The following is a 23,577-nucleotide window of genomic DNA, read 5'->3' as shown; positions in this document are numbered from 1 at the left end:
CCCCCGGGGTCATGCGATCACGGCGATCGCGTTGATCTCGATCAGGTAATCGGGATGTGCGAGCTTGCTGACCTCGACCATGGTCGACGCCGGCAGCGGCTCGGTGAAGTACTGCGCCCGGATCTCGTGGATCTTGGCGAAGTCCTCCATGTTGCGCACGTACACATCCACCCGGCAGACGTCCGCGAGCGTGCCGCCGGCGGCCTCGACCGCCGCCTTCACGTTCTCGCACACCTGCCTGGTCTGTTCCCGGACGTCCCCGATCCCGGCGATGCCGCCGTCCGGCTGCCGGGCGGTCATCCCGGAAACGAACACCAACCGCCCGGACGCTTCGATCGTCGTGGCCTGCGAGAACACCCCGTTCGGGCTCCGCAGCGCCGCCGTCGACACCTGTGCCTTCCCCATCAGCTCAACACCCCTCCCGCCGGTACGACGGCGCCGACCGCGCGCGCCGCCTCCAGCAGCCCGTCCAGTCCGGACCGCTCGATCAGCACACCGTGCCGGCGCTGGTACGCCGCACGCTCGGCCTCGATCTCCCCCGGTAGATGCAGCCGGTTCACGCCCGGAGCCGTCGCACTCCCCCGGACCCGCGCCGCCAGCCCGGACGAGCGCAGGCGGAAACTCTCCACACCACCCATCAACTCCGGGTCGATCGCCAGGAACAGGTGCGCGCAGTCGTTCGGCCGGTCCGGCTCGCGGTACAGCGGACGGACCTGGTCACCCCAGCCGCCGCCGCTCAGGACCCCCGTGAGTACGTCGATCATCAGGGCCAGCCCGAAGCCCTTGTGACCGGCGGCCGGCAGCAGCATGCCGAGCACGGCCTCCTCCGGGTCCGTGGTCGGTGTGCCCGAGGGATCGGTCGCCCAGGTGTCGGGGATCGGCCGCCCGGCCGACGCCGCCAGCCGGATCTTGCCCAGGGCAACCGCCGACAACGCCATGTCCAGGACGATCTCCACACCGGCCTTGGTCGGCACCGCGATCGCCAGCGGGTTGTTGCCGACGATCCGTTCCGCGCCGCCGGGAGCCGGCATCAGCGGGGTGGTGTTCGACATCGCGATACCGATACACCCGGCCTGGCCGGCCTGCATCGCCCAGCGGCTGGCCGCGCCGAAATGGTGCGCGTTGCGGACCGAGACCAGCCCGATGCCGTACCGCCCGGCGCGCTCGATCGCGTGCCCCATCGCCTGCGGGCTGGACAGCTGGCCCATCCCGCCGCGCGCGTCGGCGACCATCGCGGCGCCGGCGTCGAACAGGATGTCGAGCTCGCGCTCGCGGGTCACCCCGCCGGCGTTCAGGCGCTCGACGTACATCGGAACCAGCATCACGCCGTGCGAACTGACCCCGCGCAGATCAGCCTCGACCAGTGCCGCGGCGATCTTGTCGGCATCCTCGGGATCGAACCCGAGCGCCCTGAACACACCCGAGACAGTCACCTGCAACCAGTCCGGCCGGACCAGCACGCGTCTGTCCGCGTCCGATGCTTGCGCGGTCATCGGGCCTCCCGTCCTGGACCGAGGAGCGGAGGGAGCGGAGCGACGAGGGAAGGACGGGAGGTGAAGCCCGATGACCCGCCGCGCCGGAGGCGTGGCATCAGTAGAGTCACCGCTTCTCCTGGGCCCAAGGGAGCAGCAGGTGCTCGAGTAGCACCAAGCCGTAGAACAAGACGATGCTCATCACGCTGAGCAGCGTGATCGCCGCGAACGCCAGCGTGGTGTCCGCGCTGGCGCCCGACTGCTGGATCACGTACCCGAGTCCCTTGGTCGCGCCAACGAACTCGGAGATCACCGCGCCGATCACCGCGAGCGAGATCGCGACCTTGAACCCGGTGAAGATCTGCGGCATCGCGTACCGCAGCCGGAGCTTGAAGAACTCCTGCGCCCGGCTCGCGTTCAGCGACCGCATCAGCTCGACCAGCTCGGTCGGCGTCGACTTCATCCCCTGCGCGGTCGAGATCACGATCGGGAAGAAGCACATCAGCAGCACCATCACGACCTTCGGCCACTGGCCGAAGCCCATCCACACCACCAGCAGCGGGGCGATCGCGACCTTCGGGATCGAGTTCACCATCAGCAGCAGCGGGTACACCAGCCGCTCGAGGATCACCGAGCGGACGATCACCAGCGCGATCGGCACGCCGATCACGATCGCCAGCAGGAAGCCCTCGATCGTCTCCAGCAGCGACGTACCGGTCTCCGACAGCAGGACGCCCGGCTGGTCGAAGAACTTGACCACCACCTCCCACGGCGTCGGCAGCAGGTACGACTGGATCGAGAACACGACCGTCGCGCCCCACCACAGCGCGATCGTCGCCGCCAGCCCGATGATCGGAAGCAGGATGGCGGCCGCCGGCGAACTGGTCAGCCAGGAACGCTTGGTCATCGCCGGTCCTCGCTGTCCTTCTCCGACAGCAGCCCGTGCAGCCGCGCGCTGATCGTGGCCACCTCGGTGACGTACGCGTGCTGGGCGAGGCTCCGCGGCCGCGGGATGTCGATGTCGACGATCTCCCGCATCCGCCCCGGCCGCGGCGTCAGGACGACGACCCGGTCGGCGAGTACGACGGCCTCCTCGATCGAGTGCGTGACGAACACGATCGTGGTGGCCAGCTCCATCTTGATCCGCTGCAGCTCCTCGGACAGCTCGGTCCGGGTGAGCGCGTCGAGCGCGGAGAACGGCTCGTCCATCAGCATCACCTGCGGGTCGCGGATCAGCGACCGGCACAGTGACACCCGCTGCTGCATACCGCCGGAGAGCTCGTGCGGCAGCCGCCGTTCGAACCCGCGCAGACCGACCAGCTCGAGCAGCTCGTGGGCCCGGTCCCGGTACGCCGCCTTGCCGCGGTCGCTGCCCTTGTCGATCTCGACCGGCAGCATCACGTTCGACAGCACCGAACGCCACGGCAGCAGGGCCGGCCGCTGGAACATGAACGAGACGTCCCGGCGCGGTCCGGTGACGGGTTCTTCCGCCACCTGGACCGAACCGGACGTCGGGGGCAACAGTCCCGCGATCAGCCGGAGCAGAGTGGACTTGCCACATCCGGACCGGCCGATCAGCGTGACGAACTCACCGCCACGGACGTGCAGGTCGATCTTCTCGAGGGCGGTCACCTGGCCCTCGCGTCCGTCGAAGACCTGCCCTACGCCGTCCAGGCGAATCATCAGTGGTCAGACGCTCCTAGCTCTTCGGAGCCAGGCTCATCGTGACGACGTCGTCCGGGGTGACGGCGCCCTTCTGGACCGCCTCGGACTGCTCCAGCAGCGAGATGATCGTCTTGACCCGGTTGACGTCGACGTCACCGAGCGGACCGTCGAAGTTCTTCGGCTTCGTGTAGTCCTTCATGATGTTCAGCTCGGCGGTGGCGACGGCCAGGTCGGTGTCGGGCACGTACTTCTTCAGGATCGCGGCGGACCCTTCCGGGTCGGTGACGGTGTCCTGCAGACCCTTGAGCAGCGCGCCGGTGAACTTCTTCACCTGGTCCGGGTGGTCCTTGGCCAGGTCCGACCGGGTGATGATCGCGTTGCCGTACAGCTCCGGCAGCACGTCGCCGTAGGCCAGCGTGACGGGCTCGCGGTGGCTCGGGTCGGCCTTCTGGATCAGCGGCTTGCCGACCACGAACTGGCCGATGCCCTTGACCTTGCCGGAGGCCAGCAGTTTCGGCAGCGCCGGCGGCGGCGACGGGAGGAACGTCACCGACTTCGGGTCGATGTGCACCGCCTTGGCGTAGACCGGGAACATCACCGTGTTGGTGGATCCCGGCTGGTCGGCGATCGTCTTGCCGACCAGGTCCTGCGGCTTCTCGATGCCGTAGCCCTTGAGCGACATGATGGCGGCCAGCGACTTCTGGTGGATCATGCCGACCGTGGTGACCGGCAGCTTCTGCTTGCCGAGCGTGATCACGACCGCGGTGAAGTCGCCGATGCCGTAGTCGGCCTGACCGCCGGCGACCAGCTTCATCACGTCCACGGTGCCGGTGCCCGGGGTGATCTTGACGTCGAAGCCGGCGTCCTTGAAGTACCCCTTGTCCAGCGCGACGTACGCGTACGCCTCGCGGCCGAAGGTGTTGAACGACGTCAGGTAATTGACCTTCTGCAGGCCGTTGTCGGCCTGACTGCCTTTGTCGTCACCATTGCACGCACTGACCAGGGCGAGCCCCAGGACCGCCATCAGCGCGATGACGGAACGCCTCAACCTCATATCGACCTCTCTCGTCCCGATATTTGATCAAACATCAAATATGGAAGGGTGGTCAATCCGCCCGCGGGGTCTTCACGGGGACTTAACGTCCGCCGTGCCGGGTCCTCGCAGTGCATGCTGCCACCCGTCCTGGAGCCGTTCCCCATACCCGTCTGTAACCGGTTGGTCGCCGGACGAGCACCCGCCCCGACCACAGACCGTACCTGCCTGAGCAGCAGATCGCGACGCCCGCGAGGCCACAACCCGGCTGCGCAGCGTCAAATTTGCGTAAACCCTCAACTTCTTCGTGAGGCATGCCACGTCCGGGTGCCCGGACGCAGGGGTTTCCCCGCGCTCACTCCGGGGAGGGAGGTGACGCTCCCCCGGCTTTGACACGATGTGACCGTGAAAGCAGCGGCGCGCGCGATCGGGAGCCTGTGGCGTACGTCGACGTACCTGCGCTGGGTCTACCTGCTGCTCGGGGCGGCGCTGGTCCTCGCGTTCATCCTGGTCGACAGCGCGCTCGGCGCGGTGGTCGCCGACCTCGGCATGCCGAAAGTTGCCACCGGCATCATCTGGGTGGTGATCGGACTGGTGCCGCCGGTCGTGCTCGGCCTGCTGCCCGCGGTCCGCGAGGTGGAGGGCATCGCGGTCGAGTCGCTGCTCGCGGTGCGGTTCGACGAGCGGCCGCTCGGCCCGGCGCGGACCTGGCCGCAGCGCCGCCGGACCGTGGTCTGGTTCTGTCTCCACCTGGTCGCGGGCGGGGTCGTCGGGGTCCTCAGCACGATCGTGTTCGGCGTCGGCGCGATCTGGCTGGCCGCGCCGTTCCGGTCGGCCGGATCGCGCGACATCGTGCCCGGCTGGTCGTACGACGTCCGCGGCAACTGGACCGACGTCTGGATGCCCGCGGCCGCGATCGGCGGTCTCGCCGGGCTGTTCCTGCTGTCGGCCGCGGTCGGCGCGCTGCTGGCGTACCTCGCGCCGCGCGTCCTCGGACCGACCGCGGCGGAGCGGATCGAGTTGCTCGAGCAGCAGACCGCAACGCTTGCCGAGCGCAACCGTCTCGCCCGGGAGCTGCACGACAGCGTCGGACACGCACTCAGCCTGGTCACGATCCAGGCCGCGGCAGCGCGCCGAGTGCTTGCCAGCGACCCGGACTTCGCCGAGAACGCACTGGCCGCGATGGAGACGTCCGCCCGGGCAGCGCTCGCGGATCTCGACCATGTGCTCGGCCTGCTCCGCGACGACCGTCGGCCGGGCTCCCGGACCACACCGCAGGCCACGCTCGGCGGTCTGGACCGTCTGGTCGAGGCCACCCGGGCGGGCGGCATCACGATCGAGGTCGATCGCTCAGGCGATCTGGACCAGCTGCCCGCAGCGGTCTCCCGGGAGGCGTACCGCATCGTGCAGGAAGGCCTGACCAACGCGATCCGGCACGCCGGTCGTCCGGCTGGTGAGCTGGCCGTCGACCTGTCGATCCGGCTCGACGCCTCCGGGCTGCGGCTCGCCGTCACCAATCCGATGAACGGCAAGTCCGAGCACTCCGGCGGCGGCCGCGGCCTGGCCGGGATCCGTGAAAGAGTCGCCGTACTGCGCGGCACGGTCGACGCCGGTCCGATCGCGGAGGCCGACGGACAGGCCTGGCGGTTGGCCGTCCGGTTGCCTGTCAGCATGACGAGGGGATGACATGAACCTGTCGGTGGTCGTGGTCGACGACGAGCCGCTGATCCGGAGTGGGCTGCGGGCGATCATCAACGCCGAACCCGATCTCACGGTGGTCGGCGAGGCCGGTGACGGCGCGGAGGTGCTGCCGGTGGTTCGCCGTACCGGTGCCGACGTCGTACTGATGGATGTGCGGATGCCCGCGGTGGACGGCATCCAGGCGACCCGGCTGCTGCTGGAGAACCTCGACCCGGCGCCGCGCGTGCTGGTCGTCACCACATTCGAGAACGACGACTACGTGTACGACGCCTTGCGGGCCGGCGCGTCCGGGTTCTTGCTGAAGCGAACGCCGCCGGACGACATCATCGCCGCGATCCGGACCGTCGCGCGGAGCGAGTCGCTGCTGTTCCCCGAGGCGATCCGGGCGTTGGCGCTCGCCCACGTCGGACCGCAGACGCCGAGCGGACTGGACGAGTACCAGCTGACCGAGCGGGAGCAGGAAGTGCTTCGGCTGATGGCACGCGGGCTGTCGAACGCCGAAATCGCCGAAGAGCTGATCCTCGGCCTGCAGACGGTCAAGACCCACGTCGCCAACGTGCTGTCCAAGCTCAACGCCCGGGACCGCACGCAAGCGGTCATTCGCGCCTACGAGTCAGGCTTCGTGCCGCTGCACTGACTAGGTGCTGGCGGGGTCGTCCGCCTCGGCCAGGGAGCACGCGTTGTGCAGCGGGTCGATGGCGTTGGCCTTCATCGCGACGCGCTGCAGGAGCATCCGGAAGCTGGCGCGCTCGGACTCGTCCAGGATGCCCAGCACCTCCTCCTCCGTGCTGCGCAGGCGGCGCTCCAGGTCGCACAGGGCCTCGTGGCCCTCGTCGGTGGGCGCGATGAGCCGGGCGCGACGGTCCGCCGGGTCGGGCCGGCGCTGCACGAGCCCCGCCTTCTCCAGGTCGTCGAGCAGGTAGGTCATCACGGTCCGGTCGACGCCGAGCTGTGCGGCCAGGTCGAGCTGCCGCTTCGGGCCCTCGGCGCTCGTCGTCGCGAGCACCTGATAGCCGCGCGGGCCGCCGGGCAGGCCCTCGAGCGCCGCCGCGGACGCCTTCGCGTACCGCCGGAAGACGACGCCCAGCGCCCAGCCGAGGTCGGCCTCGACCGGCGCGCCACTGGCGACCGGCGGCTCGACCCCACGGGTGCCGCGAGTCGCGACCTCGGGCGAAGTACTGGACATGTCTCCATCGTACGTGGTGTACGCCACCCGGAATACGATCTGACTGAATATGTTCTGCTCCACAGATTATCTTCGAAGCAGCTCAACACGAGCACGCCCCCTCAACTCGATGGAGACAGAACCTATGAGCACCCTGCTACGCGTCGACGCCAGCATCCGGCTGGACGGTTCGGTGTCCCGTGCGCTGGCCGACAGCGCGGAGGCCGCCTGGAAGGCCGAGCACCCGGACGGTGTCGTGGTACGGCGGGACCTCGGACAGCACCCGCTGCCCGCGACCTTGTGGCCGACGCTGGCCGCCGCCCAGGTGGGTCAGGAGCCGGTGGCCGACTCCGACCGGATGCCGCTCGCGGACGCGCAGGCGATCGCGGCCGACCTGGCGACCGAGGCCCGGAACGCCGACGCGATCCTGCTCGCCGTACCGCTCTACAACTACGGCATCGCCCAGAACGTGAAGACCTGGATCGACGTGCTGCTGTTGGACCGTGAGCTGGCCTTCGGCACCCGTCCGCTGGCCGGCCGGCCGGCGATCTTCGCCATCGCCCGTGGCGGCGGCTACGCCCCGGGTACGCCGAAGCACGGCTGGGACCACGCCACGCCGTACCTCGAGCGGGTCTTCGCCGACCTGTTCGGGATGAACATCCGCACTGCCGCCGCCGAGCTCACCCTGGCCCCGGTCACCCCGGGCATGGAGGAGTTGATCGACGCTTCCAAGGTCTCGGAATCCGAGGCGCACGTCGAGGCCGAGAACCACGGCACCGTGGTCGCCCGCGAACTGATCGGCCACGCGGCCTGATCAGCGGACCGCCGGCACTGACCAACGATCGCTCAGCGGCCGGCCTCGGCCCGGTCTGAGCCTGCGTCGCCTCGGCGACGGGTGGTTGGTCAGTGCGGGACGTCCACCCGCCACGTCGACAGCGTCACCGACAGCGTCACGAGGGTCGACTCCGGGAGTGCCGCGATCTGCTGCAGCAACTCGCGGTAGTTCACATGCCGCGCGCTCGGCGTCATCAGCACCAACTGCTCGACGGCCGTCCGGTCGAGCCTCATCGTCTCCTCGATCGCCTCGCTGCCGATCCGGACGAACTCCCCCGACAGCGACTCCTGCAGCCGTCGGTCCTTCTCCTCGTCCACGCTGACCAGTCCGAGTACGTCGACCAGCTCGGCGAGATGCTGCTGGTTCGGTGTGACCACGAGCAGGCGGCCGGTAGGTGCGAGGACCCTGGCCATCTCGGCGGCGTTGCGCGGCGCGAACACGTTCAGCATCAGTTGCGCCGACCCGTCGAGCAGCGGCAGCTCCTGCCAGGCGTCACACACGACCGAGCCGATCCGCGGATCGACCTTCGCCACGCGGCGGGCGGCGAACTTCGACACGTCCAGGGCGATTCCGCGTCGTTGCGGAGCCAGGCCGAGGACACCTGCCAGGTAGTAGCCGGTGCCGGCGCCGACCTCCACGACCAGGTCGTCGGGCCCGAGTTCGGTGGCGATGATCAGCGCGTCCCGGATCGCCGCGTAGTGGCCGGTGCCGAGGAAGACCGTCCGGGCGCCGACCATCTCCGCCGAGTCGCCCTCGATACCGTTGGATGCCGCAGGCAACAGATTCAGGTAGCCCTGTTTGGCGAGGTCGTACGCGTGCCCGCGCGGGCACCGCGCCGTACGACCGTCCAGCACCAGCCCGTCGGCACAGACTGGGCAGCGCAGGGCGGCGACGAGATCGGCTCTCACTCTGCCTAGGTTATGTCGCGGCTCGTGATGCGCGCCCAGGCGGCGGTGTAGAACACGGCGACGTAGCCGGCCTGCAGGAGCAGGTTGCGGCCGATCTCGTGCCAGTACGGCGGGTCGCGCAACAGGTCCGCGAACGACTGCCACCGGTACATCAGCAGCCACGGGTGGATCGCGTGCAACTGCGGGATCGCGGTCATGATGCCGAGCACGATGAACGTGCCGAACGTCGCCGCCATCGCCGCCAGCGGGGTCGAGGTCAGCGACGAGACGAACAGGCCGATCGCGGCCAGCCCGAGCAGCGACAACGAGATCACCACAGCGATCCCGAGCGCCCGGATCAGGCCCTCGCCGAGCGAGACGGTCGAGCCGGAAAGCAGGAGAACGTCGCCGACCGGGAACAGGATGAAGCCGACGATCAGGCCGGAGACCCAGATCGTCATCGTCGCGACCAGACAGAAGACGGTGAGCGAGACCATCTTCGCGGCGAGCAGCCGGGACCGGCCGGCCGGCGCGGTGAGCAGGTTGCGCAGGGTGCCGAGGCTGGCCTCACCGGCCAGCGACTCCCCCGAGATGACGGTCACCGCGGTCGGCAGGAAGAACGGCAGCGACAGGCCGAGGCTGGCGACGATCAGGAACAGCCCGTTGCCGGCGACCTGACCGATGAAGCCTTCGGCGCCGCCGTCGGACCCACTGAGCTTGATCGCGATCCCGATCAGCAGCGGGACCGCTGCGAGCACGCCGAGACCCACCTGCGTCCGGGCCCGGCCGAACACCAGTCGCAGCTCCGAGATGAAGAGCGCCATGGTGTGCCGCCCAGCGCTGGGGCGGCCGGCGTAAGCCGCCACGGAGTTGGTCTCTGCGCTGGTCTCCGTCTGCACGGTGCCCGCTGCGGTAGCAGTCTCGGCCGGCACGTCACTCGGCGACATCGAAGCCCTCCCCGGTGAGCGCCACGAAAGCGTCTTCGAGGCTCGGCCGTTCGACGCCGAAGCCATGAATGCGTACGTCGGCCGCGACCAGGGCCGCCGCGAACTTCTCGATGGGCAGCTCGCCGGGATCGCCCTCGACGGTCTCGGGTGTCGTCTTGAGCTCGGTCACCCCGAGACTCTGCAGCGTTTCGGCCGCCGCTCCGACGTCCGGCGTACGCACGACCAGTCGTGGACGGAGTTCGGCGCGCAGATCTGTCACCGTGGACTGCCGCAGCAGCTTGCCGCGGCTCATGATCGCGGCGTGGGTGCAGACCTGCTCGACCTCGGCGAGCAGGTGGGTCGAGGTGAAGACCGTCGTACCGTCACTGGCCAGGTCGCGGATCAGGTGGCGGACCTCGCGGGTGCCCTGCGGGTCAAGGCCGTTGGTCGGCTCGTCCAGCACGAGCAGCTCGCGCCGCTGCATCAGTGCGACCGCGATCGCGAGCCGCTGACGCATGCCCAGTGAGTAGGCGCGGACCTTCTTGCCGGCCGCGTTCGAGAGACCGACCCGCTCCAGCGCCTCACCGGCCCGGGCCTTGCGGGTCTTCGGGTCGGCAGTGCGGTCGGCAGCGTCGAAACGGAGCAGGTTCGCCTGACCGGTCCAGAACGGGTAGAACGCCGGTCCTTCGACCAGCGCTCCGACCCGCGGCAGGACCCGCAGATGTGCCTTCGGCATCGGTTCGCCGAGCAGCTCGACCTCACCGGACGTCGGCGCGATCAGGCCGAGCAGCATCCGGATCGTCGTGGTCTTCCCCGACCCGTTCGGGCCGAGGAAGCCGTACACACTCCCGGCCGGCACTTCGAGGTCGACCGCGTCCACCGCCACCTGGCCGCCGTGGAAACGCTTGGTCAGCCCGCGGGTGACGACCGGAGCGCTCGCCATGTCGCTGTTCAGCGGGGGGCCTTCGCTGCGGCGGCCTGCAGGGTGTCCGGGGTGACCAGTCCGACGAAGACCCGGCCGTCGTCCGTGATCAGAGCGCTCACCATCTTCGTGGTCAGCACCTTGCCCTTGCCCCACGACCCCTGCACGGTCGGCGCCTTGGCCAGCAGCTGGCCGAGTGGACCGGACGCCGGGTTCGCTGCCAGGCCGGCGGCGTTGGCTCCGCGGATCATCGCGACGCTGTCCCAGCCGGTGCCGATCACGGTCGGCTTGTCGGCCTGCGCAGTACCAGGCTTGACCGGCTTGACCAGCTTCGGCGGGACGCTCTTCGGGCGCTCGCGGTTGGCCGGCACCTTCTGGTCGGTGACCTTGACGCCCTTCGGCGGGGTGAAGGTGAACGAGCTCGCCGACGGTACGTCGAACGACACCGAGGTGAAGCCCAGCTCGACCGCCGGGTCGCTGCCGGTCCGCGGCATCACGGTCACGTCCAGCGGGACCCAGGTCTTCGAGTCGATCGCCAGCGTCACCGAACCGACGGTCGTCTTGTCGGTCTTCGGCACCAGGCGCAGCTTGTAGGCGTCCCGGCCGGCGACCTTCTCGGTGCCGCTGACCTGGACCTTGGTGGTCGGGTCGATCGCGTCGAGGAACTGCTTGGCGACAGCCTGCGGGTCGTACGACTGCGGAAGGGTCTTCTCGGGCTTCGTGGTCTTGTGCGCCGGCAGCGTCAGCTTCGTGGCCTCACGCTTGGACGAGTCGTAGGCCCACGCCGACGTACCGTCGGTGGTCCAGAGCTGCTCGGCCTGGTTGTCGATCAGGGAGACCTTGGCCTTGTCCGGGGCGGCGAACGCGACCCGCGCGGTGTGCTGTCCGCTCAGCAGGTCGGTGAGCTCACGGCTGCCGGGCGCCATGCCGGGGATCGCGGGCAGGCCGAGATCGGCATTCGAGCGGACGGTGCCGCTCAGGCCGTCGACCTTCGCGGTCTGGACCTTGGCCAGCAGATCCTGCGCGCTGATGGTCGGCAGCTTCGGCGAGGCGTCCGCGACCACCGGTCCGAGTGCTCCCACACCTGCCACGACCGCGACCGTCGCTACCGGAACCAACCACCGTCGACTGCGCTGTGCTACGCCCATGAATACAGCCTCGCATCCGGTGCAGTCGGAACCAAGGGTTGTCAGGGTAGGTTCACCCGAAAGAGTGAGTCCGGCGTACGACCCTGGTCGTACGCCGGGAACTCAGCGTGACTGTAGCGCGTCCAGAGCGACGGTCATCGCGGCGGCGACGCGGAAGTCCAGGCGCTGGTCCTGGACGGTGATCCGGTAGCGGTCCCGGATCGACAGCTTCCGCTCCACCGACAGCACCGGCCGGCCGGAACCGGCCTCGGTGAAGTCGAAGTGGAAGATGAACGGCAGCGGGACCTCGCCGATGAACGGCACGAATTCCCACACCCGGCGCAGTACGGCGATGGTCGGGTTGCGCTCGGTGCCGCTCGCGTCCACACCGGGTGCGCTGAGCTGCCAGCTGGACCGGAGCAGGCTCTTGCCGAACTCCTTCTTGAACCAGCCGATCGTCTGCCCGTTCGCATCGAGCACGTCGTACCCCGAACCGAGGTCGATCGTCTTGCGCGCCTTGAACGAGAACACCGGCTGGGCCTTGGTGTCGTCGGTGTAGAACGTCACCTGCTCCTTGAACGCCATCCGCTTCTGCTGTGCGAACGCGAGCAGCGCCCCGTCAGTCCCGTCCGGGTTGGTGGCGATCAGCTCGTACTTGTTCGCCATCATCGTGACCCGCTGCTTCATCGAGAACGCGGGAACGTACATCGGCGGTTGGTCTGTCATGCACGGGAGTGTGTCAGACCACAGGCCGACGCACCGACTTCCAGCCCGCGGGCCAGCGCTGTTGCTCGTGCTGAGGGGTCTGCAATCTGTACGACGAGTTGGCCGACGCCCTGGAGCGCGAGGTCGCGGGCGATCTCGACACCGAACTCGACTGCCTCATCCGGGGTCCGCGCGGGCCGCCACAACACGCCGAAGTCGGCTATCGGCCTGTCTTCTCGGAGGTCCACAACCAGCGCATCAGCTTGTTGCAGTTGTCCGGCGTCACCACCAACGATCACACGTACGCGCTGACCATCCGCCGGCACGGCGTTCTCGCCGGCCCGCATCGCGTCGTCGACGATCGAGGTGTCGCGGCGGCCCCATTCCTCGTGGTGGATCGCCCACTGGAGCGGCCGGCGCTTCGCCCAGCCGGAGCGCACCAATTCCGGCGCGGCGGCGAACTCCTCGACGTACCCGACGCAGAGATAACCGACCAGCTCGATGTGTGCGGGCAGGTCGAGGACGGCGGCGACCTCGGCCGGTTCGAAGAACGAGACCCAGCCGACGCCGAGTCCTTCGGCCCGCGCGGCCAGCCAGAGGTTCTGGATCGCGATCGCGGCCGAGAACCAGGTCGTCCGCGGATCCGCGTGCCGGCCGAGTACGTGCCGACCGCCGCGGCCGGGGTCGCAGGTCACCGCGATGTTCACCGGGGTGTCGAGGATCGCCTCGATCTTCAGTCCGTCGAACTTGGCCCGCCGGTCGTCCGGGAGCGATGCGGCGAATGCGTCCCGCTGGGCCGTCGCGAGATCGTGCACCTTGCGCCGGGTCGCGAGGTCGCGGATCACCAGGAAGTCCCACGGCTGGCTCAGCCCGACGCTCGGCGCTCGATGCGCCGCTTCCAGGACTCTGGTGAGCAGGTCGTTGTCGATCGGGGCGTTCAGGAAACCTCGTCGTACGTCGCGGCGCTCGGCGATCACGCGGTGTACGACGTCGCGATCGGCCGGCTGGTACGCGGGTGCGGGGAGGCGGCCGATGGCTGCGGTCGCGTTCGCGGATCGGCGTTTGGGGATGACGAGTTCGGCGCCGGCGGCCAGGACGGCGGCTTCGGCGACGCTCGGCGTGCCTGTCAGGTGTTCGACGTGCTCGCTCGGGTTGGGCGGGGTTTGCTCGGCCAGCTCGTCGGGCGGGATCGCTCGGAGCTCGGCATTCAGGTCGTCAGCGAGACGACGCACCGCGGGCTCGGCTTCTTTACCGGCGACTGTGGTGATGAGTTGCACCTCGCCCCGACCGGCCTCCTCCAGCGCACTGTCGACCAGGGCGCGGAGTTCGGCGTACGGCGTGTTTGCTCGGAGGCCGACTCCTACGACGAGCCTCATCGCTGGTGTGCGCGGGCTGCGGCGACCAGGCGGGCTGGTACGTCGGGGGTGGCGGTCCAGTGGAGGTGCAGGTACGACGCGTGCACGTGCGGGAGCGTGATGCCTTCGACCCCGGCGGGGAGATGCCAGGCGGGGCGTACGTCGGCGTCGAGGTCGATCGCGGTGCGGTGGAACTCGTGCCCGCGCACCCGCCGCCCTTCGTCGAAGAAGGCTGTGGTGGTCGCGGCGACCGCCGTCCGATACCCGAGGGTGAGGCGGCTGGTCATCCGCCCGGTCGCCGGCAGCACGCCGGTCATCGGATGCCCGTCGAGCTCACGACACAGATAAAGCAGCCCCGCACACTCAGCAACAACCGGCAACCCGGCCAACACCTGCGTCGCAACCTGCTCACGAAGCTTGGTGTTTGCGGACAGCGCCTCGGCGTGCAGCTCCGGAAAACCGCCACCGAGACAGAGCGCAGAAGTTGCTTCCGGCAACGTGTCGACCAGCGGGTCGAAGGTCACCACGTCGGCTCCTGCGGCGTCGAGCAGCTCCGTCGTCTCCGTGTACCGGAACGAGAACACCGGACCGCCCGCAACCGCAACCACCGGGCGATGACCCAGGACGGTGGCGGCACGCTTCGCACCCCGTTCCCCGGTGAGCCCGGCGGCCGGTGACACCAGGCTGGCGAGTTCCTCAGCTGGGTTCCACGGGGTACTGATGTAGTTGGGGGCCGCCTTGGCCGCGGCTGCGAAGGCCTCTAGGTCTACGCCTTGGTGGACCAGTTCGGCGGCTGCGGCTACTGCTTGTTCGGCTTGGGCGCGTTGTTCTGCGGCGGGGACGAGGCCGAGGTGGCGGCTGGGGACGGTGAGGCGGGGGTCGCGGCGGAGGACGCCCAGGACGGGTACGCCGGTGGGCGCGATCCCTGCGCGTACTTCGGTCTCGTGGCGATCCGAGCCGACCTTGTTGAGGATGACCCCGACGATCCGCACCTCGGTGTCGAAGGCAACGAAACCCTGGACCACGGCGCCGACGCTCCGACCAGCGGCCGACGCATCCACCACGAGCACCACCGGTGCCTTGAGCAACTTCGCGACGTGCGCCGTCGACGAGAAACCTTCCGTGCCGAGCGCACCGTCGTACAGACCCATCACGCCCTCGACGACCGCGATGTCCGCACCCTCGGACCCGTGCGCGAACAGCGGTCCGACGCGTTCCTCCCCGGACAGCATCGGATCGAGGTTGCGCCCCGGCCGCCCGGTCGCGACAGCGTGGAACCCGGGGTCGATGTAGTCCGGCCCGACCTTGAACCCGGCCACGACATGCCCGGCCCGCCGCAGCGCCGCCATCAGCCCGACCGCGACGGTCGTCTTACCCGCCCCCGAAGAAGGCGCCGCGACCACGACCCGCGGGATCACCACTCGATGCCCTTCTGGCCCTTCTGGCCGGCGTCCATCGGGTGCTTGAGCTTGGTCATCTCGGCGGCCAGGTCGGCTGCCTCGAGAAGGCTCGGATGCGCATCGCGGCCGGTGATCACGACGTACTGATGCCCGGGCCGGTTGACGAGCGTGTCGACGACCTCGTCGACGTCGACCCAGCCCCACTTCATCGGGTACGTGAACTCGTCCAGGACGTACAGGTCATGCGTCTCGGCCGCGAGCCGGCGCTGGATCTCGCGCCAGCCCTCGAGCGCGTCGGCGGCATGGTCCTCCTCGCTGCCGGCTTTACGCGACCAACTCCACCCCTCGCCCATCTTGTGCCACTCGACCGGGCCGCCCTGACCAGTTGCCTCATGCAACTGACCGAGCGCCTTGAACGCACCCTCCTCGCCGACCTTCCACTTGGCACTCTTGACGAACTGGAAGACCCCGATGTTCCAGCCCTGGTTCCAGGCCCGCAACGCCATTCCGAACGCGGCGGTCGACTTCCCCTTCATCTCGCCGGTGTGGACCATCAGCAGCGGACGGTTGCGCCGCTGGCGGGTGGTCAGGCCGTCCTCCGGTACGGCGACCGGTTGCCCCTTCGGCATGTCAGGCCACCTTCCGCTCGGTCACCGTACGGACGAGGTTGCCAGCGGCAACGTCACCGAGGTCGAGGTACTCCGCGCCGAGGTCGGCCGCGAGCTCCGCCGCCAGACCGAGGCGAACACCCCGGTGCGGCTCGCAGTCCACGACCACGGTGGCGATCCCGCGCTCGGCCAGCCAGCCGGCGGACTGGCGGGCGCGGGCGAACGCGTTGTCGCCGTGGGTGGCGCGGCCGTCGGTCACCAGGACGAGGAGCGGGCGGCGGCGCGGGTCCCGGATCGCGGCGATCCGCAGTACCTCCGCGGCTTGGAGCAGACCTTCGGCGAGCGGCGTACGTCCGCCGGTCGGGAGGGATTCGAGCCGTCGTACGGCGGTCTCCACGCTGCCCGTCGGCGGGAGCGCGACCGTGGCGGCGGCGCCGGCGAACGTGACGAGGCCGACGGTGTCGCGCCGCTGGTACGCGTCGAGCAGCAGCGAGACGATCGCCGTCTTCACCTCACCCATCCGCTTCTTCGTCCCCATCGAGCCGGACGCGTCGACGCAGAACAGCACGAGGTTTCCCTCCCGCCCTTCCCGTACGGCGAGGCGTACGTCGGACGGCCGTACCGCGAGCCCCGGCCCGCTCCGCCCACGAACCTGCTGATACGGCGCGGCCGACCGGATCGTCGCCAGCAGATGCGGCCGCCCCGACTCCCGCCCGACCCGAGCCCGCTCCCCCACCACGCGCCCAACTTCAGTAATTGCCCGAGACCGCCGCCCCGCAACCCCGGCCCCCGCCGCCTGCACACTCAACAACCGAGCCTTGTAAGGCGCCGAACTACCCACAACCTGCCCGGTCGGCGCCGGTCCCGGCGGCCCGCTCTGCTCGCCGTTCTCCTGGTCGGCTCCGGGAGACTCCTCCGAGCTGCCGGCATTCGAGTTATCCGCTCCCCCGCCGGGACCGTCGGGATCGTCGTCCGGGTCCTCCGGCGGCGGCGTGCTGTTGTTGATTGCCTCTTCCAACTGCTGGTCGTCCAGGCCCGGGGCGTCGAAGGGGTTTCGGCGGCGGCGGTGTGGGAGGGCGAGTTTGGCGGCGGCGCGGACGTCCTCCACCTCGACGACCGTGCGCCCGGACCAGGCTGCGTGGGCGACCGCCGTACGTGCGGTGACCAGGTCGGCCCGCATGCCGTCGACGTCGAACGACGCGCAGATCTCCGCGATCTGCCGGAGCGCAGCGTCCGTCAGGATCACCTCGGTGAGCAAGTCGCGCGCCTTGACGATCCGCTCCGCGAGCTCGCGCTGCCGCCCGTCGTACCGCGCGATGAAGCCGGCCGGATCCGCCTCGTACCCGAGCCGCGCCCGCATCACCTCGACCCGCACAGCAGGATCCCGGCTGGCAACCACATCCACCGTCAGGCCGAACCGGTCCAGCAACTGCGGCCGCAGCTCGCCCTCCTCCGGATTCATCGTCCCGACCAGCACGAACCGTGCGGGATGCGTCACCGACACCCCGTCCCGCTCGACCGTCGCCCGCCCCATCGCAGCAGCATCGAGCAGTACGTCGACCAGGTGGTCGTGCAGGAGGTTGACCTCATCGACGTACAACAACCCTCGATGCGCCGCCGCCAGCAGACCAGGCTCGTACGCCGTGATGCCCTCCGCGAGCGCCTTCTCCAGGTGCAGCGACCCGAGCACCCGATCCTCGGTCGCTCCCACCGGCAACTCCACCAATCGCGCCGGCCGCACAGTCCCCTCACCCGCATGCGGCCCATCCGGACAATCCGCATCCGGCCGGTCGGGATCACACGAGAAACGACACCCGGGTACGACGTCCACCGGCGGCAGGATCTCGGTCAGCGCCCGGACCGCGGTCGACTTCGCCGTACCCTTCTCGCCGCGGATCAGTACCCCGCCGATCGCCGGCGAGATCGCAGCCAGGATCAGCGCGAGCTGGAGGTCCTCCATGCCGACGACTGCGGTGAACGGGAATCCGGTGGAAGCTGAAGCAGGCCGCATCGGCGGTGGTCCCTTCGTCGAGCGGGTATCCACGCCCGCCACGCCTGGTACACCGGCCCACAGCGCGACCCGGCGGACGACCGCGGATGTCCTGGCTCCCGGAATACCTCCCGGTCACAGTGGCGGGACCGCCCCGGATTCCCAGCAAGCTGGCCACCGGTGTTCCTCCACAACCGTCGGCCCGATCATGGCACACCAGCCCGCCCCCGCCAGCGACCAGGCTCACAGTCACCCGGGCCGTACGGCGTTCCACAGGTAGGTGTCCAGCCCGGACGTGCCGCCGCCCGCGGCCAGCTGTTTGTCGTCCGAGTCGAAGGCGACGTGCAACCCGTCAGCAGAGATGGCCGGCCCCACGCTCCCCCAGCGGCCGCCGAACGGGTCGGTCTGGTCCTGCGCCCTGGTGATCCAGACCAGCGCGCCGGTCTTGCGATCACGTCGGAACACGTCGCTCAGATCGCCGGTGTCCGCGGCAGTCAGACGTCCCGGCGTACCGAAGGTCACGTACCGCCCGTCGGCAGAGACGCCACTGCGGAAGACCGGCCCGACTGCCGTCGACGGCTGCCCCTGGGCGTCGGCCGAGATCAGCTCCAGCCGGTTGGTCCGCAGATCACGCAGCCAGACGTTCGGGATCGCGTCGAAGCCGATCCCGAGCCAGCTGATCAGCGTGAACGACAGGTACCGCCCGTCGTTGGAGAAGGTGGGATAGACGCTCTCGACGCTGAAGGCCCGCGGGTCGAACGGCACACCCAGCGAGACCGGCCGGGTCGTCCTCGCACCGCGGTCGCGAACGTAGAGCACGCCGTCGGTGTGGGGTGGCGGCGGAGGCACCGTCGCCAGTGGCGCGGGCGTCGCGAACGCCACCCGGCGCCCGTCCCCGGAGATCGCCGGCGAGCTCGAGTACACGTCGAGCTGCTGTCCGTCGGACGCCACCGAGACTCGCTCGGTCCGCCGGGCTGCGAGGTCGCGGACGAAGACGTCCTGGGTGTCATTGGTGTCACCAACGACAAGGTCGGTCGCACTCGACGTGAACGCCACATGCCGTCCATCAGCCGAGATCTCCGGCTCCCACGAGCCCTGATCCGCCTCCCCGTTCAGCGCGACCGACACCAGCGTCGTACGACCGGTCTTCAGATCACGGAGGAACACATCCGGCCCACCGTTGGTGTCGCCGGGCAGCAGGTTCGAGGCATACGAGTTGAAGACCACGTACCGCCCATCAGCAGAGATCGACCCCTGCCGGCTCTCCCCGTTCCCCTGCACCCCACCCGCGCCGACCGACACCCGAGTCGTGCGCCCACTCACCACATCCCGGACGAACACATCCCGCTGGCCATTCGTGTCACCGGCCACAAGATCATCCGCATACGACGAGAACACGACGTACCGCCCATGCGCCGACACCCCGAGCCCTTTCTCGGTCCCCGAGTACGACCCTCCGCCCCCTCCGACCCCGCCAGGCGTAGCCGACACAAGCACGATCGAATCCCCACCAGCAGCGGCCGGCACACCAACCGCTCCCCCCGAAACCACAACAACCACCAACGCCGCAACCACACCCCGAACCGGCTTCCGACTGTGCAGAACAGCTTTCATGCTGACCCCCTTAGGACAACCAGCTAGATGCCTCGGGAACCAGCGAAGTTACGGTCGAACGCTTGATCCTCCCGTCAACGCGTCGGAGGGTGTTCACTGAGTACACATGGGGGGTTCGCGACCCGATCACCGATTCGCCGGGCGCACTGCCGAACAACAGTTCCTCGGCGAGGTACTGCGGGATGCCGCGGGCGGCGGTCCGCGAGCGGTCGTCCTTCACGGCGAGGCCGGGATCGGAAAGACCCGGCTGGTTCGCGAGGTCTGCCGGGATCCAGGTCTGACGGTGCTCTGGGGCTCGTGCATCCACTTCGGTGGGGCTTCGGTTCCGTTCGCACCGATCACTGGAATATTGAAGGACTGGCTGGCTCGTGCGGAACCCCGGGAGCGGGCCGAGATCCTCGAAGGAATGGACGCCTTGCCCCTCTTCGGAGGAGGTGGCAGCGTCGACAGCACACGGGTGCCGGTGCTGGCCGACGTGGTGCTGAATCGGATCGCGGTACGCCGGCGTGTGGTGGTCGTGGTCGACGACCTGCAGTGGGCCGACATCGCATCACTCGACGTGCTGTCCTACCTGCTGGCCGGCTTCCGGGACCAGCGGCTCGCCCTGCTCGCGACCTGCCGCACCGAGGAGCGCCCCGAAGGGCATCCCTTGCACTCCTGGCTGGCCGACATGCGACGGATGCCGCGCTTCGGCGAGATCCGGCTCGAGCGCCTCGGAGCAGATGCGGTCAGCAGCCAGCTCGAAGCCCTGCTCGGCACAACCCCTGATATCGACCTGGTGACCCAGGTTCTGGCCAGGTCGGACGGCAATCCGTACCTGATCGAGTTGATGGCCCAGGGATTGTCAGGCTCCGAGCGCGTGCTCCCGGAATCCGTTCCAGCGGCACTTCGCGACGCTTTGCTAGCCGCATGGCATCGCCTGTCCGAGCCGGCCCGACTGGTCACCCGGCTCCTCGCTGTGAGCGGCCGCCCCACCGAGTCCGCGGTGCTGACCGAGATCGGAGGCGGCCGCGGTATCGATGCCGGCCGAGTGGCGTCGAGCCTCGTCGAGGCGCGTGACGGCGGTGTGGTCCGTGCCGAGGGCGCTGGGATCTGGTGGTTCCGCCATCCGCTTCTGGCCGAGGTGCTGTACGACGGCCTGCCGCCGAGCGAAGCGGTCGGGCTCCACACCGACTACGTCCGGGTACTCGAATCATTGCCGGTCGCTGCGCCTGCGGCGGATCTGGCGGCGCACCACGAAGCGGCGGGTCAGCTCGACGCGACGTACCGCTGGTCACTCCGGGCGGCCGACGAGGCGGCGCGGATGCGAGCACCCGTCGCGGAGGCCATCCAACTCCGCCGCGCGTGCGCACTGTGGACGGAGGTACCGCCAAACCTCCGCGGATCCCGAGACGACCGGATCGCGTTGCTGCGGCGGACGGCCAGGATCTGCCTGCGGGCCGCCGACGCGGAGTGCGCCGTGTCGCTCCTGACTGACGCGTACAGCCTCGTGGACCGGAGCCGAGAACCTTTACTGGCGAGCGAGTTGCTGGTCGAGAGATCCAACGCCGACTTCCAGTCCACGACGCCGGAGCTCGCGGACCTGGGGGAGCTTCGGGAGGCGATCGCCCTGACCGAGAACTTCCCGGACTGCGCTGAGCGCGCCGTAGCCTTCGCGGAACTCGCGGAGACCGAAACGATCTACGGCATGCCGAAGGCTGTGGACGACGCGACCGAGGCGGTCCGGGTCGCACAGAGATCGGGCTCGCCGCGGGCCCTGGGCAGAGCGCTCTGCGCACGCGCAGCAGCGCTGGGCTTCCGTGCGCCCTTGGAATCGCTCTCAGACGCGGATCTTTCAGTGCAGCTCGCGAGGTCGTGCGGAGACGTCGACACCGTGACCGACGCCGCCCTGTGGCGCTTCATCGCCTTGCGGGCGCTCGGCCGGCGCACCGAAGCCGCGGATGTCACCCAGGCGGCGTACGACGAGGCGACCGCGGCCGGGGCCGGCATCTGGGCGCATTTCCTCGCTTACCTGGCCGCTCACGAATTGATCGAGCTCGGTCGTTGGGACGAATGTGGGGCGCTCCTCCGTCCGGCACTGGCCGCGCGTTCCCTGGGTATCCCGGGAGCCGGCGTGCGCCTGGCCGCGTGTCTACTGGCCGTGCGGACCGGCCGGATCGGGGAGGCCAGGCAACACTTCGACCGGGTGCTCGAGCTGGTGTCGGAGGACTTCAACGCACACCGCCAGACGATGACCGCGATAGGTATCGAGCTCCTGCTTGCCGAGGGCAGGGCCGCGGAGGCGGTGACCTGGTCACGCCCGCGGCTGTACGTCCCGGAGTATCCCGAGCCGGATGACGACGAGGTGCTTCCGGTCTTCGCCCGCGCCGTGGCCGAAGTGGCCCGCGACAGCGGCGCACACGGTCCCGCGGCCTCCCGGGACATCGACAGTGTGCTCGGCGAATGGCCGCACGAGCCCTTCGCCGAACCTCTGGGCGGCGAGGAGGTCCGGGCGATGGACCAGGCCCTGATCGTCGCCGAAGTGGCCCGTAGCCGGGACACCCCTGAGCAGCCCGAGCGATGGCAGCACGTTGTGGAAACCAGCCGTGCCGCAGGAAACCGATGGCACCAGGCGATGGCCGAGTGGCGCTGCGCCGAGGCCGGTCTGGTGAAGGGACGACTGCCCTCGGTGGCGAGCGACGTACTGCGTCAGGCTCATCAGCACGCCGTCGACCTCGGAGCCGAACCGCTGCGACGCGAGGTGGAGTCGCTGGCGCGCCGGTCGCGGATCGACCTGCGCGTGCCGGAGCCGATCGAGACCGCGACCCAGGACCCGCGACTGGCCGCGCTCACCGACCGCGAGCGCGAGGTGCTGGCGTTCCTGGTGGCCGGCCGGTCCAATGGTGAGATCGCGAAGGAGCTGTTCATCAGCGACAAGACGGTCAGTGTGCACGTCTCCAACATCCTCCGGAAGACCGGTACGACCAGCCGGGTGGCGGCCGCCGCCCTCGCAGAGCGACGGCCGCCACCCGATCAGTGAGCGTGAATCGCTTGGCGCCGCCGGTAGGCCCAGAGCGCCGCGATCGTGATACCGGCTCCGCCGATCGCGCCCACGCCGGTCTGCAGAGCCTCGACGCCCGTGTCGTCGACCGCCACCGCCGGACCGCGCTCGTGGACAACCACGACCGGCTCGCGGTAGCTCTCCTCCGGATCGATCACTCGCGCCGAGGCCTCGGTCGTCGCCCCCAGGACGATCCCACCGGCCACGACCGGGATGGCGACGAGGGTGTGGATGTACTTCATGACTCCTCCTCACGGCGTCGATCGCCGTTTCCATCCACAGTCGCCCTGGGGCGACTCCCCCGGCATCAGGCATTCCCCCTCAGATCTGCGGCCTACCCCCTCAGGAGCGAGCCGGCTCAGCCTGAGGTCAGGCGTTTCGCCAGTGCGGTGGCGGCGGCGTCGTCCTTCACCTCGCGGATGCCGACGATCGGGGTCACGGTGACGAAACCGGCGGCGAGGAGGGCCTCGTCGGAGTCGGGGACCGGGTTGGCGCGCGGGGGTTCGAGTTCGATCACCGGCTCGCCGGTCGGAGCGGTTGTGCCGACGATGCGTGAGCGCTTGATCGGCGCCAGCGAGGCGTGTCGTACGCCGGAGAGCTGATCGAGCGGCCGATCGGGGACGTTGATCGTCAGGACCGTCCCGGCCGGCTCGTCGACGATCCAGCCGAGGGCCTCGGCGGCGATCGTCGCCGCGGTCGGCCAGTGACCCGGGGTCTCCGAGTCGATGCTGACGGCAACGGCCGACGTACCCTGGCCGGCCGCCGTCAGTGCCGCGGCCACCGTCCCCGAGTGGAAGATCGGTACGCCGATGTTGTGCCCGCGGTTGATCCCGGACAGGACCAGGTCCGGCGCCCGGCCGAACGCCCCGACGTTGGCCAGCGTCACCGCGAGCGCAGGCGTCCCCTCGATCCCGGTGAACGTGACCCCGTTCTCCACGTCGGACTCGGTCCGGATCGGCCGCCCGACCATCCCGGCCCGGGCGGATCCGACGCCGCTCTCGTCCAGCAGCGGTGCGACCACGAGTACGTCGTACCCGAGCTCGGCGATCGCCGGCGCGAGCGCCCGGATCCCCGGTGCGAGATAGCCGTCGTCGTTGGTGATCAGGACTCGTAGCTGCTCAGCGGGCATGCC

General features: G+C 69.5%; 22 protein-coding genes and 1 riboswitch. Of the genes, 4 read left to right on the top strand and 18 right to left on the bottom strand.

What is annotated here, in order from left to right; translation table 11 throughout:
• Positions 1-9: 9 nt before the first annotated feature.
• The 5 genes from OHA10_RS27985 to OHA10_RS27965 all read right to left on the bottom strand — a co-directional run bounded on the left by OHA10_RS27985 (position 10) and on the right by OHA10_RS27965 (position 4,191).
• Positions 10-405 carry a RidA family protein gene (locus OHA10_RS27985; protein WP_371401734.1) on the bottom strand — a complete coding sequence of 132 codons (396 nt, stop codon included), beginning with the start codon at positions 403-405 and terminating at the stop codon, positions 10-12.
• Positions 405-1,493 carry an Ldh family oxidoreductase gene (locus OHA10_RS27980; protein WP_371401733.1) on the bottom strand — a complete coding sequence of 363 codons (1,089 nt, stop codon included), beginning with the start codon at positions 1,491-1,493 and terminating at the stop codon, positions 405-407. The genes OHA10_RS27985 and OHA10_RS27980 overlap by 1 nt, the downstream gene beginning before the upstream one ends.
• A gap of 106 nt (positions 1,494-1,599) precedes the next feature.
• Positions 1,600-2,379, bottom strand: coding sequence for an ABC transporter permease (locus OHA10_RS27975; protein ID WP_371401732.1), 780 nt, complete (start codon positions 2,377-2,379; stop codon positions 1,600-1,602).
• Positions 2,376-3,155, bottom strand: coding sequence for an ABC transporter ATP-binding protein (locus OHA10_RS27970; RefSeq protein ID WP_371401731.1), 780 nt, complete (start codon positions 3,153-3,155; stop codon positions 2,376-2,378). Before OHA10_RS27970 ends, OHA10_RS27975 begins: the two co-directional genes overlap by 4 nt.
• Before the next feature lie 16 nt (positions 3,156-3,171).
• A complete protein-coding gene (locus OHA10_RS27965) occupies positions 3,172-4,191 on the bottom strand; it encodes an ABC transporter substrate-binding protein (RefSeq protein WP_371401730.1) in 1,020 nt (339 codons plus the stop codon).
• Between the two features lie 384 nt (positions 4,192-4,575).
• Between OHA10_RS27965 and OHA10_RS27960 the strand changes: the two genes are divergently transcribed.
• Complete coding sequence (locus OHA10_RS27960) at positions 4,576-5,856, top strand: sensor histidine kinase (RefSeq protein WP_371401729.1); 1,281 nt, start codon at positions 4,576-4,578, stop codon at positions 5,854-5,856.
• Between the two features lies 1 nt (position 5,857).
• Positions 5,858-6,508: a response regulator transcription factor gene (locus OHA10_RS27955; RefSeq protein ID WP_137254746.1), complete on the top strand. Its 651-nt coding sequence runs from the start codon at positions 5,858-5,860 to the stop codon at positions 6,506-6,508.
• Here OHA10_RS27955 and OHA10_RS27950 read toward each other — a convergent pair whose 3' ends face one another.
• Positions 6,509-7,057: a MarR family winged helix-turn-helix transcriptional regulator gene (locus OHA10_RS27950; protein ID WP_371401728.1), complete on the bottom strand. Its 549-nt coding sequence runs from the start codon at positions 7,055-7,057 to the stop codon at positions 6,509-6,511.
• A gap of 124 nt (positions 7,058-7,181) precedes the next feature.
• Here OHA10_RS27950 and OHA10_RS27945 point away from each other — a divergent pair, with 124 nt between their 5' ends.
• A complete protein-coding gene (locus OHA10_RS27945; protein WP_371401727.1) occupies positions 7,182-7,850 on the top strand; it encodes an FMN-dependent NADH-azoreductase in 669 nt (222 codons plus the stop codon).
• Between the two features lie 89 nt (positions 7,851-7,939).
• On the opposite strand, the gene OHA10_RS27940 is transcribed toward OHA10_RS27945, so the two are convergent.
• From OHA10_RS27940 to OHA10_RS27895, 10 genes are all read right to left on the bottom strand, one after another.
• Positions 7,940-8,779: a putative RNA methyltransferase gene (locus OHA10_RS27940; protein ID WP_371401726.1), complete on the bottom strand. Its 840-nt coding sequence runs from the start codon at positions 8,777-8,779 to the stop codon at positions 7,940-7,942.
• 5 nt (positions 8,780-8,784) lie between these two features.
• The gene (locus tag OHA10_RS27935; RefSeq protein WP_371401725.1) at positions 8,785-9,705 is read right to left on the bottom strand and encodes an ABC transporter permease; all 921 of its coding nucleotides are present in this window, start codon (positions 9,703-9,705) and stop codon (positions 8,785-8,787) included.
• Complete coding sequence (locus tag OHA10_RS27930) at positions 9,692-10,627, bottom strand: ATP-binding cassette domain-containing protein (protein ID WP_371401724.1); 936 nt, start codon at positions 10,625-10,627, stop codon at positions 9,692-9,694. The genes OHA10_RS27935 and OHA10_RS27930 overlap by 14 nt, the downstream gene beginning before the upstream one ends.
• Positions 10,628-10,635: 8 nt before the next feature.
• Positions 10,636-11,697, bottom strand: coding sequence for an outer membrane lipoprotein carrier protein LolA (locus tag OHA10_RS27925; RefSeq protein ID WP_371401723.1), 1,062 nt, complete (start codon positions 11,695-11,697; stop codon positions 10,636-10,638).
• A gap of 159 nt (positions 11,698-11,856) precedes the next feature.
• Positions 11,857-12,459 (bottom strand): hypothetical protein, encoded by a 603-nt coding sequence (locus OHA10_RS27920; RefSeq protein WP_371401722.1) that lies wholly within the window; start codon positions 12,457-12,459, stop codon positions 11,857-11,859.
• A complete protein-coding gene (gene bluB / locus OHA10_RS27915; RefSeq protein ID WP_371401721.1) occupies positions 12,456-13,814 on the bottom strand; it encodes a 5,6-dimethylbenzimidazole synthase in 1,359 nt (452 codons plus the stop codon). Before bluB ends, OHA10_RS27920 begins: the two co-directional genes overlap by 4 nt.
• The gene (locus OHA10_RS27910; protein WP_371401720.1) at positions 13,811-15,214 is read right to left on the bottom strand and encodes a cobyrinate a,c-diamide synthase; all 1,404 of its coding nucleotides are present in this window, start codon (positions 15,212-15,214) and stop codon (positions 13,811-13,813) included. The genes bluB and OHA10_RS27910 overlap by 4 nt, the downstream gene beginning before the upstream one ends.
• On the bottom strand, positions 15,208-15,822 hold the full coding sequence (gene cobO / locus OHA10_RS27905; RefSeq protein WP_371401719.1) for a cob(I)yrinic acid a,c-diamide adenosyltransferase: 615 nt from the start codon (positions 15,820-15,822) through the stop codon (positions 15,208-15,210). Before cobO ends, OHA10_RS27910 begins: the two co-directional genes overlap by 7 nt.
• A gap of 1 nt (position 15,823) precedes the next feature.
• The gene (locus OHA10_RS27900) at positions 15,824-17,812 is read right to left on the bottom strand and encodes a putative cobaltochelatase (protein WP_371401718.1); all 1,989 of its coding nucleotides are present in this window, start codon (positions 17,810-17,812) and stop codon (positions 15,824-15,826) included.
• A gap of 82 nt (positions 17,813-17,894) precedes the next feature.
• Positions 17,895-18,006: riboswitch (cobalamin riboswitch) on the bottom strand.
• A gap of 34 nt (positions 18,007-18,040) precedes the next feature.
• Positions 18,041-19,213, bottom strand: a complete 1,173-nt coding sequence (locus tag OHA10_RS27895; RefSeq protein ID WP_371401717.1) for a hypothetical protein — start codon at positions 19,211-19,213, stop codon at positions 18,041-18,043.
• A gap of 298 nt (positions 19,214-19,511) precedes the next feature.
• Here OHA10_RS27895 and OHA10_RS27890 point away from each other — a divergent pair, with 298 nt between their 5' ends.
• The gene (locus tag OHA10_RS27890) at positions 19,512-22,424 is read left to right on the top strand and encodes an AAA family ATPase (RefSeq protein WP_371401716.1); all 2,913 of its coding nucleotides are present in this window, start codon (positions 19,512-19,514) and stop codon (positions 22,422-22,424) included.
• On the opposite strand, the gene OHA10_RS27885 is transcribed toward OHA10_RS27890, so the two are convergent.
• The gene (locus tag OHA10_RS27885; RefSeq protein ID WP_371401715.1) at positions 22,418-22,687 is read right to left on the bottom strand and encodes a hypothetical protein; all 270 of its coding nucleotides are present in this window, start codon (positions 22,685-22,687) and stop codon (positions 22,418-22,420) included. The two genes, OHA10_RS27890 and OHA10_RS27885, sit on opposite strands and share 7 nt — an antisense overlap.
• 116 nt (positions 22,688-22,803) lie before the next feature.
• Positions 22,804-23,574, bottom strand: a complete 771-nt coding sequence (gene surE / locus OHA10_RS27880; RefSeq protein WP_371401714.1) for a 5'/3'-nucleotidase SurE — start codon at positions 23,572-23,574, stop codon at positions 22,804-22,806.
• Between the last annotated feature and the right edge of the window lie 3 nt (positions 23,575-23,577).

The organism is Kribbella sp. NBC_00662, from assembly GCF_041430295.1.
Lineage (GTDB): Bacteria > Actinomycetota > Actinomycetes > Propionibacteriales > Kribbellaceae > Kribbella.
Note: the sequence above shows the minus strand (reverse complement) of the source record. Positions and strands in the feature narration are given on the sequence as shown.